Source organism: Streptococcus mitis (assembly GCF_901542415.1).
Classification (GTDB): domain Bacteria; phylum Bacillota; class Bacilli; order Lactobacillales; family Streptococcaceae; genus Streptococcus; species Streptococcus mitis_BL.
Genome location: NZ_CABEHV010000004.1, coordinates 2,117,507 through 2,134,463 on the forward strand (window position 1 = coordinate 2,117,507; position 16,957 = coordinate 2,134,463).

Sequence of the window (16,957 nt, forward strand, 5' to 3'; positions counted from 1 at the left end):
AAGGAAGATAATATGACAGCAATTGATTTTACAGCAGAAGTAGAAAAACGCAAAGAAGACCTCTTGGCTGACTTGTTTAGCCTTTTGGAAATCAACTCAGAACGTGATGACAGCAAGGCTGATGCCCAGCATCCATTTGGACCTGGTCCAGTAAAAGCCTTGGAGAAATTCCTTGAAATCGCAGACCGTGATGGCTACCCAACTAAGAATGTTGATAACTATGCAGGACATTTTGAGTTTGGTGATGGAGAAGAAGTTCTCGGAATCTTTGCCCATATGGACGTGGTGCCAGCTGGTAGCGGTTGGGACACAGACCCTTACACACCAACTATTAAAGATGGTCGCCTTTATGCGCGTGGTGCTTCTGATGATAAGGGTCCTACAACAGCTTGTTACTATGGCTTGAAAATCATCAAAGAATTGGGGCTTCCAACTTCTAAGAAAGTCCGCTTCATCGTCGGAACAGACGAAGAATCAGGCTGGGCAGATATGGACTACTACTTCGAGCACGTAGGACTTGCCAAGCCAGACTTTGGTTTCTCTCCAGACGCTGAGTTCCCTATCATCAACGGTGAAAAAGGAAATATTACTGAATACCTCCACTTTGCAGGTGAAAATGCAGGTGATGCCCGTCTTCATAGCTTCACAGGTGGTTTGCGTGAAAATATGGTGCCTGAATCAGCAACAGCGGTTGTTTCAGGAGATTTGACTGACTTGCAAGCTAAACTAGATGCTTTTGTTGCAGAACACAAACTTAGAGGAGAACTCCAAGAAGAAAACGGCCAATACAAGGTGACGATCATTGGTAAATCAGCCCACGGTGCTATGCCTGCTTCAGGTGTCAATGGTGCAACCTACCTAGCTCTCTTCCTCAGCCAGTTTGACTTTGCTGGTCCATCCAAAGACTACCTTGACATCGCTGGTAAGATTCTCTTGAACGACCATGAGGGTGAAAATCTCAAGATTGCCCATGTGGATGAAAAGATGGGTACTCTTTCTATGAATGCGGGTGTCTTCCGCTTCGATGAAACAAGTGCTGATAATACCATTGCCCTTAATATCCGCTATCCAAAAGGAACAAGTCCAGAGCAAATCAAGTCAATCCTTGAAAACTTGCCAGTTGCTTCTGTTAGCCTCTCTGAACATGGACATACGCCTCACTACGTGCCAATGGAAGATCCACTTGTGCAAACCTTGTTGAATGTTTATGAAAAACAAACTGGCCTTAAAGGTCATGAGCAAGTCATCGGTGGTGGAACCTTTGGTCGCTTGCTCGAACGAGGTGTTGCCTACGGTGCTATGTTCCCAGACTCGATTGATACCATGCACCAAGCCAATGAATTTATCGCCTTGGATGATCTCTTCCGAGCAGCAGCAATTTATGCCGAAGCTATTTATGAATTGATCAAATAAAACGATAGAAGTCTGAGATCTTATGCTTAGACTTCTTTTTGGAGGGAAAGTAGATGTCTCAAATTGAAAGAATCAAGCAGGCTATTATGGCGGATCCACAGAATGTCGACTATACAAAGCGTGGCATTGAGCCTCTCTTTGCAGCGCCAAAGACTGCTCGCATCAATATCATCGGTCAAGCGCCTGGTCTTAAAACCCAAGAAGCAGGCCTTTACTGGAAGGACAAAAGTGGTGACCGTTTGCGGGACTGGTTAGGTGTGGATGAAGATACCTTTTACAATTCAGGTTATTTTGCTGTTTTGCCTATGGATTTCTACTTTCCAGGCCATGGCAAGTCAGGTGATTTACCACCGCGAGCGGGTTTTGCAGAAAAATGGCATCCGCAGCTCTTGCGAGAATTGCCCGATATTCAGTTGACCCTCTTGATTGGCCAGTATGCCCAAGCCTACTATTTACGGGAGAAAGTTAGTGGCAAGGTAACAGAACGGGTAAAACATTACCAGAACTACTTGCCAACCTATTTTCCACTAGTTCACCCTTCACCACGAAATCAAATCTGGATGGCCAAAAATCCTTGGTTTGAGTCAGAAGTGGTGCCAGATTTGAAAAAAAGAATTAAAACCATTTTATAGTCAATGAAAATCAAAGAGCAAACTAGGAAGCCAGCCGTAGGTTGCTCAAAACACAGTTTTGAGGTTGTGGATAGAACTGACGAAGTCAGCTCGAAACACTGTTTTGAGGTTGTGGATAAAACTGACGAAGTCAGTAACCATACCTACGGTAAGGTGACGCTGACGTGGTTTGAAGAGATTTTCGAAGAGTATTAGGAGAAAAAGAATGAAAGAAATTACCTTTGACGCATTTTACCAACTTTATCAAAACGACCAACTTTCTCTAGTGGACGTGAGAGAAGTGGATGAATTTGAAACTCTTCATTTAGAAGGTGCCCACAACCTACCGCTTAGTCAATTAGCTGATAGCTATGATCAGTTGGACAAGGATCAGTTGCATTATGTCATTTGTAAAGCTGGAATGAGATCAGCGCGTGCTTGCCAATTCCTATCAGAACAAGGTTATAATGTTATCAATGTACAAGGTGGTATGACTGCCTTTGAAGAACTCTAAACGTAAGAATTTTCTCCTACTTGGTGTAGACTGGGTAGGAGAGTTTTATTTTTAGATAATTCATACTTTTTAGAATTTTAAAAACATTTAACATTTTGCTTCGTGTTGCTTTTTTCAGACTCCCAATCGTGGTATACTAGGTCAGTATTTTATAAATATGAAGGAGATTTTCATGGCTAAAAAAGGTGCCCTAACAGGTTTGCTCCTGTTTGGAATATTTTTTGGTGCGGGAAACTTGATTTTTCCGCCTTCTCTAGGTGCTTTATCTGGAGAACATTTTCTTCCTGCCATCGCAGGTTTTGTCTTTTCAGGCGTCGGTATCGCCGTCTTGACCCTTATTATTGGAACGCTAAATCCTAAAGGATATATTCACGAGATTTCAACAAAGATAGCGCCTTGGTTTGCGACTCTGTACCTCGTAGTTCTCTATTTGTCAATTGGCCCATTCTTTGCTATCCCACGTACTGCTACAACGGCTTACGAAGTAGGTATTAGCCCCCTTCTGTCGGATGCAAATAAAGGTCTAGGCTTGATTGTCTTTACCCTTCTTTACTTTGCGGCAGCGTATCTAATCTCGCTTAATCCATCAAAAATCTTAGACCGTATCGGTCGTATTTTAACACCAGTCTTTGCGATTTTGATTGTTATCTTGGTTGTTCTAGGAGCTATCAAATACGGTGGAACAAGCCCTCAAGCTGCGTCAGCTGCTTATCAAGCTTCTGCATTTGGTACAGGTTTCCTAGAAGGTTACAATACCTTGGACGCCCTTGCTTCAGTTGCTTTTAGTGTAATCGCAGTTCAAACCTTGAAACAACTTGGGTTTTCAAGTAAGAAAGAATACATTTCAACTATTTGGGTGGTTGGTATCGTTGTTGCCCTTGCCTTCAGCGCTCTTTACATCGGTTTAGGTTTCCTTGGAAATCATTTCCCAGTACCAGCTGAAGCGATGAAGGGTGGAACACCAGGTGTTTACATCTTGTCACAAGCTACTCAAGAAATCTTTGGCTCAACAGCCCAACTCTTCCTTGCAGCTATGGTTACCGTAACCTGCTTCACAACAACGGTTGGTTTGATTGTGTCAACAGCTGAGTTCTTTAATGAACGTTTCCCACAAATCAGCTATAAAGTTTATGCGACAGCCTTTACCTTGATTGGATTTGCTATTGCCAATTTAGGTCTTGATGCGATTATCAAGTACTCCATTCCAGTACTGGTTATTTTGTACCCAATCACGATTGCCATCGTTATGATTGTCATTGTCAACAAATTTGTTGCCCTTTCAAAACCAGGTATGCAGTTGACAATTGCTGTTGTTACAGCTATTGCTATTGCAAGCGTACTAGGAAGCTCATTTAAAGTTGAGTTTCTTGCAAACCTTGTCAACGCTCTTCCTTTTGCCAAGGCATCACTTCCATGGTTAGTACCAGCCGTTGTCGGAATCTTGCTCTCATTGGTTCTACCAAACAAGCAAGAAAGCGATGTTTTTGAAATGGAATAATCATTAAAATCACTCTTGTAGCTAAGTCTACAGGAGTGATTTTCTTTTTTTATCCGATGATAAATGTGTTATAATAGGTAGCAAAAGAGGTGAAGAAATGAATCAAACAGTAGAATATATCAAAGAACTGACAGCCATTGCGTCGCCAACGGGCTTCACTCGAGAGATTTCGGACTATTTAGTCAAGACTCTAGACGGTTTTGGTTACCAGCCGGTTCGTACAGCCAAGGGCGGTGTCAATGTGACCATCAAAGGTCAAAATGATGAAGAGCATCGCTATGTGACTGCCCATGTTGATACGCTGGGGGCCATTGTCCGTGCTGTCAAACCAGACGGTCGTCTTAAAATGGACCGTATCGGTGGTTTTCCTTGGAACATGATTGAAGGTGAAAACTGTACCGTTCATGTGGCTAGCACAGGTCAAAAAGTATCAGGAACCATCCTCATCCACCAAACTTCTTGCCATGTCTACAAGGATGCAGGAACTGCAGAACGCACGCAGGACAATATGGAAGTGCGTTTGGACGCCAAAGTAACCAATGAAAAAGAAACTCGTGCTCTTGGCATTGAGGTCGGCGATTTTATCAGCTTTGACCCACGAACTTTCGTGACAGAGACAGGCTTTATCAAGTCTCGTCATTTGGACGATAAGGTTAGCGCAGCGATTTTGCTTAACCTACTTCGTATATATAAGGAAGAGAAGATTGAATTGCCAATAACAACCCATTTTGCTTTTTCAGTTTTTGAAGAGGTGGGACACGGTGCTAACTCTAATATCCCTGCTCAGGTAGTAGAATATCTGGCTGTGGATATGGGAGCTATGGGAGATGACCAGCAAACAGATGAGTACACAGTATCTATCTGTGTAAAGGATGCTTCAGGTCCTTATCACTATGACTTCCGTCAACATTTGGTTGATTTGGCTAAAGAGCAAGATATTCCATTTAAACTGGATATCTATCCATTTTATGGTTCGGACGCTTCAGCGGCTATGTCTGCAGGTGCAGAAGTCAAACACGCCCTTCTCGGTGCTGGTATCGAATCTAGTCACTCATATGAACGTACTCATATTGACTCGGTGGTCGCAACAGAACGAATGGTCGATGCTTACCTTAAGAGTGCATTGGTAGATTGATATGTGTCTGATTTGCCAGAGAATTGAGCTCATTAAGAAGGGAGAAAATCCCTATTTTGTGAGAGAACTAGAAACAGGCTATCTTGTGATTGGAGACCACCAGTATTTTGCAGGCTATAGTCTCTTTTTAGCCAAGGAACACGTTACAGAATTGCATCATTTAGAGAAGGAAACTAGAATCCGTTTTCTAGAGGAAATGAGTTTAGTCCAAGAGGCAGTTGCCAAGTCCTTTGCTGCCGAGAAAATGAATATTGAACTTTTAGGAAATGGCGATGCCCATCTCCACTGGCATCTTTTCCCTAGACGAACAGGTGATATGAATGGTCACGGTCTCAAGGGGCGTGGGCCAGTCTGGTGGGTTCCCTTTGAAGAAATGACAGCAGAAACCTGCCAAGCAAAACCGGATGAGATGAAAAGATTAGTCAAACATTTATCGTTAGAAGTAGATAAACTATTAGAAATAAAGGAGTAGAAATGAAAAAAAGATACCTTATCTTGACAGCTTTGCTAGCCTTGAGTCTAGCAGCTTGTTCACAAGAAAAAGCAAAAAATGAAGATGGAGCAGCTAAGACAGAACAAACAGCTAAAGCTGATGGAACAGTCGGAAGTAAGCCTCAAGGAGCTGCCCAGAAAAAAGCAGAAGTGGTCAATAAAGGAGACTACTACAGCATCCAAGGGAAATACGATGAAATCATCGTAGCCAATAAACACTATCCATTGTCAAAAGACTACAATCCAGGGGAAAATCCAACAGCCAAGGCTGAGTTGGTCAAACTCATCAAAGCTATGCAAGAGGCAGGTTTTCCAATCAGTGATCATTATAGTGGTTTTAGAAGTTATGAAACTCAGAACAAGCTCTATCAAGATTATGTCAACCAAGATGGGAAGGAAGCAGCTGACCGTTACTCTGCCCGTCCTGGATATAGCGAACACCAAACTGGCTTGGCCTTTGATGTTATTGGGACTGATGGTGATTTAGTAACAGAAGAAAAAGCGGCTCAATGGCTCTTGGACCATGCGGCTGATTATGGCTTTGTTGTCCGTTATCTCAAAGGTAAAGAAAAAGAAACGGGATATATGGCTGAAGAATGGCACCTTCGTTATGTCGGAAAAGAAGCAAAAGAAATTGCTGAGAGTGGTCTCAGTTTGGAAGAGTACTACGGATTTGAAGGTGGAGATTATGTCAATTAATACTCTTCGAAAATCAAATTCAAACCACGTCAGCGTCGCCTTACCGTACTCAAGTACAGCCTGCGGCTAGCTTCCTAGTTTGCTCTTTGATTTTCATTGAGTATAAAAAATAAACTTTTCTCTTGCAATTACAGATAAATAGTGTATAATAGATAAGTATGTGTAAAGCATACTTGTGGGAGGTAAAAATCTTTAATTACCGCCAAAACCACAAAGGAGGATTTAAAAATGGCTAAAAAAGTCGAAAAACTTGTAAAATTGCAAATCCCTGCTGGTAAAGCTACACCAGCTCCACCGGTTGGACCTGCTCTTGGTCAAGCTGGTATCAACATCATGGGATTCACAAAAGAGTTCAACGCTCGTACAGCTGACCAAGCTGGTATGATTATTCCAGTTGTTATCTCAGTTTACGAAGATAAATCATTTACTTTCATCACTAAAACACCACCAGCTGCTGTTCTTTTGAAAAAAGCTGCAGGTGTTGAAAAAGGATCAGGTACACCTAACAAAACTAAAGTTGCTACAGTTACTCGTGCACAAGTACAAGAAATTGCAGAAACTAAGATGCCAGATTTGAACGCAGCAAACGTAGAGTCTGCAATGCGTATGATCGAAGGTACTGCTCGTTCTATGGGATTCACTGTTGTTGACTAATCAATAACATAGTAGAAAATCTCACAGCAGTCTATTAGTTGCTTTTCATACTAGGCAAGTGACTGAAGCTTGTACTTGGGTACAGCAAGGGAACTTAACGAAGTAGGAAAAGAAAAATAATAGACTGATAACCCGCAAGACTTCATCATTTCGAGAAGTGACGTGGGAGATGAAAATCGATTGAACCACTTACAAGGAGAATAGAAAATGGCTAAAAAAAGCAAACAACTTCGTGCTGCTCTTGAGAAAATTGACAGCACAAAAGCATACAGCGTAGAAGAAGCTGTAGCACTTGCAAAAGAAACTAACTTTGCAAAATTTGACGCAACTGTAGAAGTTGCTTACAACTTGAACATCGACGTTAAAAAAGCTGACCAACAAATCCGTGGAGCAATGGTATTGCCAAACGGTACTGGTAAAACTTCACGCGTTCTTGTTTTCGCACGTGGTGCAAAAGCTGAAGAAGCAAAAGCTGCTGGTGCAGACTTTGTTGGTGAAGATGACCTTGTTGCTAAAATCAACGACGGTTGGTTGGACTTCGACGTAGTTATCGCTACACCTGACATGATGGCTCTTGTTGGACGTCTTGGACGTGTCCTTGGACCACGTAACTTGATGCCAAACCCTAAAACTGGTACTGTAACTATGGATGTTGCTAAAGCAGTTGAAGAGTCTAAAGGTGGTAAAATCACTTACCGTGCAGACCGTGCAGGTAACGTTCAAGCTATCATCGGTAAAGTATCATTTGAAGCTGAAAAATTGGTTGAAAACTTCAAAGCTTTCAACGAAACAATCCAAAAAGCAAAACCAGCTACAGCTAAAGGAACTTACGTAACAAACTTGACTATCACAACTACTCAAGGTGTTGGTATCAAAGTTGACGTAAACTCACTTTAATCAGTAGTTTATATCAGAGAACGAGTACGAAAGTGCTCGTTTTTTTAGGTACTATGAACATTCCGTTCATCTGAGGTGTAAGTTCTCTGCGAGGATTATATACTAGTAAACCCAAAAGTTATTCCCAAGTCTAACTATTGTGAGTAGCTTATCGAACGGCATTAGGATAGACTGTTTAAGTCTGACGCTGGAAATAAGAATCGGCAGAGGAAGAGATAGAGAAATCTTGGCTATACGAATAGGCACGTGATATATAGCGGATAAGGAGATCAGCAAATCTAAAGTACAAATATGTAGTCGTAACCTATATGCGTAAACTAGGTGAGCAATTGAATTCGAATTAGAGAGGTGATTAATAGATTTATGCTATAGTCATGGCAGCTTGTGTGCTTTTGATTCTAGTTTATCAAATAATAGATTAGAATTGTCAGATAATATAATTTTATGTTATAATAAAGAAAAAATAGAGGTGTTCAAATGTCAGAAGCAGGTCATAAGTTTTAAGCAAAACTGGGGAAAAAACGCTTACGTCCAGGTGGAAAACGTGCCACAGATTGGTTAATTGCGGAAGGAGGATTTTCAAAAGAAAAGAGAATACTAGAAGTTGCTTGTAATAGGGGAACTACAGCAATTGAGTTGGCACAGCGTTTTGGTTGCAAGATAACTGCTGTTGATATGGATGCTCAAGCTCTAGAAGTGGCTAAAAAATCTGCTGAAACGGCAGGTGTTGATCATTTGATCAGATTTGAAAGAGCAAATGCAATGAAACTTCCTTATGAAGATGCTAGTTTTGATATTGTTATAAATGAAGCTATGCTGACTATGCAAGCCGATCAAGCTAAGAAAAAATGTGTAATGGAGTATCTAAGGGTTTTAAAACCTGAAGGTCTTCTCTTGACACATGATGTGCTTCTTAAGGAAGCTAAAGAGTCTGTCAGACAGGAATTATCACAAGCAATTCATGTAAATGTAGGTCCTTTAACTCAAGATGGTTGGGAACAGGTGATGATAGAATCAGGTTATCGTGATGTGAAAGTATTGACTGGTGAAATGACATTAATGAAATTATCAGGTATGATTTATGACGAAGGTTGGCTAGGAACCTTAAAAATTTGTGTAAATGCTTGTAAAAAGGAGAATAGAAAGCAGTTTTTAACTATGTATAAAATGTTCGCTAAAAATAAACAGAAATTGGGCTTTATTGCTATGGCTAGTTATAAATCGTCAAATCGTTAGATAATTATTGAAGTTAACTTTTCCTTTTTTCTTTCTTAAAAAATATGCTATAATAGAGAGTAAAAAACTTTGAAAGAAAGAAAAAGATGAATTTAAAAGATTACATTGCAACAATTGAAAATTATCCGAAGGAAGGAATTACCTTCCGTGATATCAGTCCTTTGATGGCTGATGGAAATGCTTATAGCTATGCTGTTCGTGAAATCGTTCAATATGCTACTGACAAGAAAATTGATATGATCGTAGGGCCTGAAGCTCGTGGTTTTATCGTGGGCTGTCCAGTTGCCTTTGAGTTGGGAATTGGTTTTGCACCTGTTCGTAAGCCAGGTAAATTGCCACGCGAAGTTATTTCTGCTGACTATGAAAAAGAGTACGGGGTTGATACCTTAACTATGCATGCTGATGCCATTAAGCCAGGTCAACGTGTTCTTATCGTAGATGACCTCTTGGCAACAGGTGGAACTGTTAAGGCAACTATCGAGATGATTGAAAAACTTGGTGGTGTTGTAGCAGGTTGTGCCTTCCTTGTTGAATTGGATGAATTGAACGGTCGTGAAAAAATCGGTGACTACGATTACAAAGTTCTTATGCATTATTAATGAAAAACAGTCCCTAGGGCTGTTTTCTCTACATTAGGATATAAAAATAGACTATAGCTAGTTAGAGAAAAACTATAATTGAAAACTATATCTTCTTACAGTATAATAAAGGAAACAAGTGTTTACATTTTAACTCTAAACACAAGCAATTATTCCTGAAAGAGTACAGTTAGGAGAGGGTTATGCCTATTCGAATTGATAAAAAATTGCCAGCTGTTGAGATTTTACGGACAGAGAATATCTTTGTCATGGATGATCAACGTGCTGCACACCAAGATATTCGTCCCTTGAAGATTTTAATTTTAAATCTCATGCCACAGAAAATGGTCACAGAGACCCAGTTGTTGCGCCACTTGGCTAATACACCCCTGCAACTGGATATTGATTTTCTCTATATGGAAAGCCACCGCTCTAAGACAACTCGTTCAGAGCACATGGAGACCTTTTATAAAACTTTTCCTGAAGTTAAGGACGAGTATTTTGATGGCATGATTATCACGGGTGCTCCAGTTGAGCATTTACCATTTGAGGAAGTGGACTATTGGGAGGAATTCAGTCAGGTAATCGAGTGGTCCAAGACCCACGTCTATTCGACGCTTCATATCTGCTGGGGTGCCCAGGCTGGTCTTTATCTGCGTTATGGGGTGGAAAAATACCAGATGGACAGTAAATTATCAGGTATCTATCCTCAGGATACTTTAAAAGAAGGACACCTTCTCTTTAGAGGCTTTGACGATAGCTATGTATCCCCTCATTCTCGGCACACGGAGATTTCTAAGGAAGAGGTCTTAAATAAAACCAATCTCGAGATTTTATCAGAGGGTCCTCAGGTTGGAGTTTCGATTTTGGCTAGTCGTGATTTACGAGAAATTTATAGTTTTGGGCATTTGGAATATGATCGTGATACCTTGGCAAATGAATATTTCCGAGATCGTGATGCAGGTTTAGATCCACATATTCCAGAAAATTACTTTAAGGATGATGATGTCAACCAGACACCTTGTCTTTGTTGGTCTTCATCAGCAGCCCTCTTTTTCAGTAACTGGGTGAACTATGCCGTCTATCAGGAAACACCTTTTGACTGGAGAAAAATAGAAGATGATGCATCTGCATTTGGGTATTTATAAGAGGAATTATGACATATTTAGACGCTTTTAAATCAGGGAACTTGGTTTTACCGAGTGCCCTGCTCTTGCATTTTAAGGAACTATTTCCTTCCAGCGACGATTTTCTGGTCTGGCAATTTTTCTATTTGCAAAATACGACAGGTTTGGAAGAAATGTCCCCAAGCCAGATTGCTGAAAGGATTGGCAAGGAAATTTCGGATGTCAATCAGGCTATTTCCAATCTGACGGAGAGGGGACTACTTCAGTATCGAACGATCGAATTGAATGGCGAAATTGAATTGCTTTTTGATGCTAGTTTGGCTTTGGAACGTTTGGATAATTTGCTTGGAGCCGCTCATTCGAGTTCAGACCAGTTGACATCTCAAAATCAGCTCAAAGATTTGGTGGAAACCTTCCAGCAGGAATTAGGACGCTTGTTGACACCTTTTGAGATTGAAGATTTGACCAAGACACTAAAGGAAGATGGAACCAGTGCTGACTTGATTAAGGAAGCTCTTCGTGAAGCTGTTTTGAATGGAAAAGCAAACTGGAAGTACATTCAGGCGATTTTGAGAAACTGGCGCCATGAAGGTATCAAAAGTGTGGCTCAAATCGAGGCTAAGCGGGCAGAAAGAGAAGCAAGCAATCCTCAGTTGACACAGGTATCTGCAGATTTCAGAAATGCCATGGATCTTTGGAAGGATTAATCCATACAAGCAGGCTTGAAATCCGAGTAAGATTTGCAAGCTGTGTATAATTGTGATAAAATAAATAGAAAATAAATTGAAAAAAGAGGTATGTGAAATGTCACGTAAACCATTTATCGCTGGTAACTGGAAAATGAACAAAAATCCAGAAGAAGCTAAAGTATTCGTTGAAGCAGTTGCATCAAAACTTCCTTCATCAGATCTTGTTGAAGCAGGTATCGCAGCTCCAGCTCTTGATTTGACAGCTGTTCTTGCTGCTGCTAAAGGTTCAAACCTCAAAGTTGCTGCTCAAAACTGCTACTTTGAAAATGCAGGTGCTTTCACTGGTGAAACTAGCCCACAAGTTTTGAAAGAAATCGGTACTGACTATGTTGTTATCGGTCACTCAGAACGCCGTGACTACTTCCATGAAACTGACGAAGATATCAACAAAAAAGCAAAAGCAATCTTTGCAAACGGTATGCTTCCAATCATCTGTTGTGGTGAGTCACTTGAAACTTACGAAGCTGGTAAAGCTGCTGAATTCGTAGGTGCTCAAGTATCTGCTGCATTGGCTGGATTGACTGCTGAACAAGTTGCTGCATCAGTTATCGCTTACGAGCCAATCTGGGCTATCGGTACTGGTAAATCAGCTTCACAAGACGATGCACAAAAAATGTGTAAAGTTGTTCGTGACGTTGTAGCTGCTGACTTTGGTCAAGAAGTTGCAGACAAAGTTCGTGTTCAATACGGTGGTTCTGTTAAACCTGAAAACGTTGCTTCATACATGGCTTGCCCAGATGTTGACGGTGCCCTTGTAGGTGGTGCGTCACTTGAAGCAGAAAGCTTCTTGGCTTTGCTTGACTTTGTAAAATAATCAGTAGCAAAAGCTAGGTGGAACAGCATTCAAGATGTCTGTTCCATTTTTTATAGGAGAAGAAAGATTGAAAATCAAGATTGGAAAAATTGGATTAGCAAGTCTCTGTTTACTGGGCTTGGCAGTTAGTCATGTCGCTGCAAATGAAACTGAAGTGAAATCATCTTCGGAAGGAAGCAGAGTTCAAGATTCTTCTAGCAAGGTAGAAGAAAAGAAATCAGAAACGACTACAAGTCAAAAAGAAGAAGAGAAGATGGAAGAAGTAAAAGAGACGCGAGCTAGTAGTAGTCAGAAAGAAGAAAGTAAGCCAAATTTAACATCAGCACACTGGGAAGGAGATTTCTATGTAAAAGCTGATGGTTCCAAAGCGAAGAGTGAGTGGATTTTCGATACTAGCTACAGTAGTTGGTTCTATATAAAATCAGATGGTCGTTATGCCCAAAAAGAATGGCATGGAAACTATTACCTCAAAATGGGTGGTTACATGGCTAAAAATGAATGGGTTTACGATAACAATTATAATAGCTGGTTCTACCTCAAGATAGACGGTTCTTATGCAAATCAAGAATGGCAGAAAATTAATGGTAAATGGTATTATTTCAAGAAATGGGGCTCTATGGCTAAAAGTCAGTGGCAAGGAAATTATTTCTTGAATGGTCAAGGTGCCATGATGCAAAACGAATGGCTTTACGATAAGCATTATAAGACTTGGTTCTATCTTAAGGCAGATGGTTCTTACGCTAATGAACAGTGGCAAAAGATTGATGGCAAGTGGTACTATTTCAAGAAGTGGGGCTACATGGCTCAAGATGAGTGGCAAGGTAATTACTATCTTACTGAAAGTGGTGCTATGGCGACTGGTGAGTTAGTGATGGACGATACTCGCTATACTTTTGCTGATTCAGGGGAACTGAAAGAAAAGAAAGCCTTGAATGTTGGTTGGGTTTATCGAAACGGCCACCGTTATTTCTTTAACCATCGTGAAGAACAGGTTGGAACAGATCGTGCTAAGAAGGTTATTGATGTCAGTGAACATAATGGTCGCATTAGTGATTGGAAAAAGGTTATCCAGGAAAATGGAGTTGATGGCGTCATTGTTCGCTTGGGATATAGTGGTGTAGAAGATAAGGAATTGGCTTATAATATTCAAGAATTGAATCGACTAGGCATTCCTTATGGTGTTTATCTTTATACCTATGCCGAAAATGAAACAGATGCTGAGAATGATGCCAAACAGACTATTGAACTCTTGAAGAAATACAAGATGAACTTGTCTTATCCAATCTACTATGATGTTGAGAACTGGGAATATGTCAATAAAACAAAGAGAGCTTCAAATGATACTGGAATCTGGGTCAAGATTATCAATAAGTATATGACAACAATGAAGCAGGCTGGTTATCAAAATGTGAAAGTTTATAGCTATCGTCAACTCTTGCAAACTCGTTTGAATCATCCAGATATTTTACAACATGTCAACTGGGTTGCAGCCTATACGGATGTGCTTGATTGGAATAATCCTCATTATTCAGGAGAAAAAGGATGGCAATATACTTCATCTGACTCTCTTAAAGGGATTAGGGGTCATGTTGATGTTAGCGTCTGGTATTAAGATATAAAGTTGAGAAAGGAGTGTGCAAGAAATTTGCATCCTCTTTTTCTTTATTTTACTGAAGCAAAGGGGTATGAAATTTATACTCTACGAAAATCTCTTCAAACCACGTCGGTTTTATTTGCAACCTCAAAGCTGTACTTTGAGCAACCTGCGGCTAGATTTCTAGTTTGATCTTCATTAAGTATTAATCAAAAAATCTCTAAATAATTCTTAAATTATCAGTCTATTGCAACTTTTCTCATGTGAGTCTTTTGGCTTGCTATTGGTTTTTCTTAGTAGTATACTAAGGTAGTAATCATTAAGAAGTGGTTACAAAAAATAATGAATGAGGTAAAGAAAATGGTAGAATTTAAAAAAGAAGCAGTAAAAGACGTAACAACATTGACAAAATCAGCGCCAGTAGCATTGGCGAAAACAAAGGAAGTATTGAATCAAGCTGTTGCTGATTTGTACGTAGCCCACGTTGCTTTGCACCAAGTACACTGGTACATGCGTGGTCGTGGTTTCCTTGTATGGCATCCAAAAATGGATGAGTACATGGATGCTCTTGATGGTCAATTGGATGAAATCAGTGAGCGTTTGATCACACTTGGTGGTAGCCCATTCTCTACATTGACAGAATTCCTTCAAAACAGTGAAATCGAAGAAGAAGCTGGTGAATACCGTAATGTTGAAGAAAGCTTGGAACGTGTCCTTGCTATCTACCGTTACTTGTCAGAACTCTTCCAAAAAGGTTTGGATGTTACTGATGAAGAAGGTGACGATGTGACAAACGGTATCTTTACAGATGCTAAAACTGAACTGATAAACAATCTGGATGCTTGCCGCAGAACTTGGACAAGCACCTGGTTTGTAAGAAATAGAATAATCATATAAAAATCTGTAGGATGCCTCTTACAGATTTTTTTCTATTCTGTAAGCTATTCCAAACCAGTCTTTTTTTTGAGTTTTTTGATAAAATAGTACTATCAGTGAAAAGGATGGAAGCATGACTAAGAAAATCGTAGCTATTTGGGCCCAGGATGAAGAGGGTGTGATTGGTAAGGGAAATCGCCTGCCTTGGCATTTGCCAGCAGAACTGCAACACTTCAAAGAAAACAACTCTGAATCATGCTATCTTGATGGGGCGTGTGACCTTTGATGGGATGGGGCGTCGCTTGCTTCCACAACGGGAAACTCTGATTTTGACGCGTAATTCTGAAGAAAAGATAGACGGGGTTACTACTTTTCAGGATGTCCAGTCTGTCTTGGACTGGTATCAGGCTCAAGAAAAGAATCTTTATATTATCGGTGGGAAGCAAATTTTTCAGGCTTTTGAACCCTACCTTGACGAAGTAATTGTGACTCAAATTCATGCTCGGGTGGAGGGAGATACCTATTTCCCTGAGGAGTTTGATTTGTCTCTTTTTGAGACAGTTTCAAGCAAATCCTATACCAAAGATGAGAAAAATCCTTATGATTTTACCATCCAATACCGCAAGAGAAAGGAAGTCTAATGGAACGTAGTATATTTGGTTTTTTCACAGCCATGCTGTGTTTGGTCTGCTTGCTTGCAGGAGCACAGGCTTTTCGTAAAAAGCGTTATGGACTTTCTGTCCTGCTCTGGTTAAATGCCTTTACCAATTTGGTCAATAGTATCCATGCTTTTTACATGACCTTATTTTAGATAGAATGACAGTATAGAATAGAACGGAAGGAAATCATGCCTACAAATAGGAATAATGATATGATGGTTTATTGCTCATTTTGTGGCAAAAGCCAAGAAGAAGTACAAAAAATAATCGCAGGCAACAACGCCTTTATCTGTAATGAATGTGTGGAGTTGGCTCAGGAAATCATTCGAGAGGAGTTGGCGGAAGAAGTCTTGGCAGACTTGTCTGAAGTTCCAAAACCAATCGAACTCCTCCATATCTTGAACCACTATGTAATCGGTCAAGATCGTGCCAAACGTGCTTTAGCAGTAGCAGTATACAACCACTACAAACGCATCAATTTCCACGATACGCGTGAAGAGTCGGAAGATGTGGATTTGCAGAAGTCAAACATCTTGATGATTGGCCCAACTGGTTCAGGGAAAACTTTCCTGGCCCAGACCTTGGCTAAGAGCTTGAATGTGCCTTTTGCGATTGCGGATGCAACAGCTCTTACTGAGGCTGGTTATGTTGGTGAGGATGTGGAAAATATCCTCCTCAAACTATTGCAGGCTGCTGACTTTAATATTGAACGTGCAGAGCGTGGGATTATCTACGTGGATGAAATTGACAAGATTGCTAAGAAGAGCGAGAACGTATCGATCACACGTGATGTTTCTGGTGAAGGTGTGCAACAAGCCCTTCTCAAGATTATCGAGGGGACCGTTGCTAGTGTTCCGCCTCAAGGTGGACGCAAGCATCCGCAACAAGAGATGATTCAAGTGGATACTAAAAATATCCTCTTCATCGTGGGTGGTGCTTTTGATGGTATTGAAGAAATCGTCAAACAACGTCTGGGAGAAAAAGTCATCGGATTTGGTCAAAATAATAAAGCAATTGATGAAAACAGCTCTTACATGCAAGAAATCATCGCAGAAGATATTCAAAAATTTGGTATTATCCCTGAGTTGATTGGACTCTTGCCTGTCTTTGCTGCTCTTGAGCAATTGACAGTGGATGACTTGGTTCGTATTCTTGAAAGAGCCAAAGAAATGCTTTGGTGAAACAGTACCAAACCTTGCTTTCTTATGATGATGTCGAGTGGAGTTTGACGACGAAGCCCTTCAAGAGATTGCAAATAAGGCCATCGAACGCAAACCCGGTGCGCGTGGTCTTCGCTCGATTATCGAAGAAACCATGCTAGATGTCATGTTTGAAGTACCGAGTCAGGAAAAATGTGAAATTGGTCCGCATCACTAAAGAAGCTGTCGATGGAACAGATAAACCAATCCTA

At 40.6% G+C, this 16,957-nt stretch carries 16 protein-coding genes and 3 pseudogenes; all 19 read left to right on the forward strand.

What is annotated here, in order from left to right:
* The first annotated feature begins 12 nt into the window (after window positions 1-12).
* Window positions 13-1,413, forward strand: coding sequence for a dipeptidase PepV (gene pepV / locus FQT24_RS10700; protein ID WP_143952994.1), 1,401 nt, complete (start codon window positions 13-15; stop codon window positions 1,411-1,413).
* A 53-nt stretch (window positions 1,414-1,466) separates the two neighbouring features.
* Window positions 1,467-2,045, forward strand: a complete 579-nt coding sequence (locus FQT24_RS10705) for a uracil-DNA glycosylase family protein (RefSeq protein WP_143952995.1) — start codon at window positions 1,467-1,469, stop codon at window positions 2,043-2,045.
* A gap of 205 nt (window positions 2,046-2,250) precedes the next feature.
* The gene (locus FQT24_RS10715) at window positions 2,251-2,538 is read left to right on the forward strand and encodes a rhodanese-like domain-containing protein (protein WP_124787814.1); all 288 of its coding nucleotides are present in this window, start codon (window positions 2,251-2,253) and stop codon (window positions 2,536-2,538) included.
* A gap of 172 nt (window positions 2,539-2,710) precedes the next feature.
* Window positions 2,711-4,036 carry a branched-chain amino acid transport system II carrier protein gene (brnQ, locus tag FQT24_RS10720; RefSeq protein ID WP_185952572.1) on the forward strand — a complete coding sequence of 442 codons (1,326 nt, stop codon included), beginning with the start codon at window positions 2,711-2,713 and terminating at the stop codon, window positions 4,034-4,036.
* A 97-nt stretch (window positions 4,037-4,133) separates the two neighbouring features.
* Window positions 4,134-5,171, forward strand: a complete 1,038-nt coding sequence (locus FQT24_RS10725; RefSeq protein ID WP_143952997.1) for a M42 family metallopeptidase — start codon at window positions 4,134-4,136, stop codon at window positions 5,169-5,171.
* A 1-nt stretch (window position 5,172) separates the two neighbouring features.
* A complete protein-coding gene (locus FQT24_RS10730; protein ID WP_143952998.1) occupies window positions 5,173-5,643 on the forward strand; it encodes an HIT family protein in 471 nt (156 codons plus the stop codon).
* Window positions 5,644-5,645: 2 nt separating this feature from the next.
* Window positions 5,646-6,362, forward strand: a complete 717-nt coding sequence (gene ldcB, locus FQT24_RS10735; protein ID WP_143952999.1) for an LD-carboxypeptidase LdcB/DacB — start codon at window positions 5,646-5,648, stop codon at window positions 6,360-6,362.
* A 228-nt stretch (window positions 6,363-6,590) separates the two neighbouring features.
* Window positions 6,591-7,016, forward strand: a complete 426-nt coding sequence (gene rplK, locus FQT24_RS10745) for a 50S ribosomal protein L11 (RefSeq protein ID WP_001085807.1) — start codon at window positions 6,591-6,593, stop codon at window positions 7,014-7,016.
* A gap of 207 nt (window positions 7,017-7,223) precedes the next feature.
* Window positions 7,224-7,913, forward strand: a complete 690-nt coding sequence (gene rplA / locus FQT24_RS10750) for a 50S ribosomal protein L1 (RefSeq protein WP_001085675.1) — start codon at window positions 7,224-7,226, stop codon at window positions 7,911-7,913.
* Between the two features lie 510 nt (window positions 7,914-8,423).
* Entirely contained in the window at window positions 8,424-9,149 is a 726-nt protein-coding gene (locus FQT24_RS10755; protein ID WP_260666715.1) for a class I SAM-dependent methyltransferase, read from the forward strand.
* An 86-nt stretch (window positions 9,150-9,235) separates the two neighbouring features.
* A complete protein-coding gene (locus tag FQT24_RS10760) occupies window positions 9,236-9,748 on the forward strand; it encodes an adenine phosphoribosyltransferase (RefSeq protein WP_001049318.1) in 513 nt (170 codons plus the stop codon).
* A 182-nt stretch (window positions 9,749-9,930) separates the two neighbouring features.
* Window positions 9,931-10,875 (forward strand): homoserine O-acetyltransferase MetA, encoded by a 945-nt coding sequence (gene metA / locus FQT24_RS10765; RefSeq protein WP_042750438.1) that lies wholly within the window; start codon window positions 9,931-9,933, stop codon window positions 10,873-10,875.
* Window positions 10,876-10,883: 8 nt separating this feature from the next.
* Window positions 10,884-11,561: a DnaD domain-containing protein gene (locus FQT24_RS10770; RefSeq protein ID WP_143951807.1), complete on the forward strand. Its 678-nt coding sequence runs from the start codon at window positions 10,884-10,886 to the stop codon at window positions 11,559-11,561.
* Window positions 11,562-11,658: 97 nt separating this feature from the next.
* Window positions 11,659-12,417, forward strand: coding sequence for a triose-phosphate isomerase (tpiA, locus tag FQT24_RS10775; protein ID WP_143951808.1), 759 nt, complete (start codon window positions 11,659-11,661; stop codon window positions 12,415-12,417).
* Window positions 12,418-12,451: 34 nt separating this feature from the next.
* A complete protein-coding gene (gene lytC / locus FQT24_RS10780; RefSeq protein ID WP_143951809.1) occupies window positions 12,452-14,029 on the forward strand; it encodes a choline binding-anchored murein hydrolase LytC in 1,578 nt (525 codons plus the stop codon).
* A gap of 342 nt (window positions 14,030-14,371) precedes the next feature.
* Window positions 14,372-14,888 (forward strand): annotated as a pseudogene (locus FQT24_RS10785) (Dps family protein).
* Window positions 14,889-15,020: 132 nt separating this feature from the next.
* A pseudogene (locus FQT24_RS10790) lies at window positions 15,021-15,528 on the forward strand (dihydrofolate reductase).
* On the forward strand, window positions 15,528-15,698 hold the full coding sequence (locus FQT24_RS10795) for a hypothetical protein (RefSeq protein WP_000442260.1): 171 nt from the start codon (window positions 15,528-15,530) through the stop codon (window positions 15,696-15,698). The pseudogene FQT24_RS10790 and the gene FQT24_RS10795 overlap by 1 nt, the downstream one beginning before the upstream one ends.
* Before the next feature lie 36 nt (window positions 15,699-15,734).
* Window positions 15,735-16,957, forward strand: a pseudogene (clpX, locus tag FQT24_RS10800) (ATP-dependent Clp protease ATP-binding subunit ClpX); the annotation flags it as partial.

Coding starts and splice junctions, on each gene's coding strand:
- tpiA (WP_143951808.1), top strand. CDS start 11,659: ATGTCACGTAAACCATTTATCGCTGGTAACTGGAAAATGAACAAAAAT.
- FQT24_RS10760 (WP_001049318.1), top strand. CDS start 9,236: ATGAATTTAAAAGATTACATTGCAACAATTGAAAATTATCCGAAGGAA.
- FQT24_RS10795 (WP_000442260.1), top strand. CDS start 15,528: ATGGAACGTAGTATATTTGGTTTTTTCACAGCCATGCTGTGTTTGGTC.
- pepV (WP_143952994.1), top strand. CDS start 13: ATGACAGCAATTGATTTTACAGCAGAAGTAGAAAAACGCAAAGAAGAC.
- brnQ (WP_185952572.1), top strand. CDS start 2,711: ATGGCTAAAAAAGGTGCCCTAACAGGTTTGCTCCTGTTTGGAATATTT.
- metA (WP_042750438.1), top strand. CDS start 9,931: ATGCCTATTCGAATTGATAAAAAATTGCCAGCTGTTGAGATTTTACGG.
- ldcB (WP_143952999.1), top strand. CDS start 5,646: ATGAAAAAAAGATACCTTATCTTGACAGCTTTGCTAGCCTTGAGTCTA.
- lytC (WP_143951809.1), top strand. CDS start 12,452: ATGTCTGTTCCATTTTTTATAGGAGAAGAAAGATTGAAAATCAAGATT.
- FQT24_RS10730 (WP_143952998.1), top strand. CDS start 5,173: ATGTGTCTGATTTGCCAGAGAATTGAGCTCATTAAGAAGGGAGAAAAT.
- FQT24_RS10725 (WP_143952997.1), top strand. CDS start 4,134: ATGAATCAAACAGTAGAATATATCAAAGAACTGACAGCCATTGCGTCG.
- FQT24_RS10715 (WP_124787814.1), top strand. CDS start 2,251: ATGAAAGAAATTACCTTTGACGCATTTTACCAACTTTATCAAAACGAC.
- FQT24_RS10705 (WP_143952995.1), top strand. CDS start 1,467: ATGTCTCAAATTGAAAGAATCAAGCAGGCTATTATGGCGGATCCACAG.
- rplK (WP_001085807.1), top strand. CDS start 6,591: ATGGCTAAAAAAGTCGAAAAACTTGTAAAATTGCAAATCCCTGCTGGT.
- rplA (WP_001085675.1), top strand. CDS start 7,224: ATGGCTAAAAAAAGCAAACAACTTCGTGCTGCTCTTGAGAAAATTGAC.
- FQT24_RS10770 (WP_143951807.1), top strand. CDS start 10,884: ATGACATATTTAGACGCTTTTAAATCAGGGAACTTGGTTTTACCGAGT.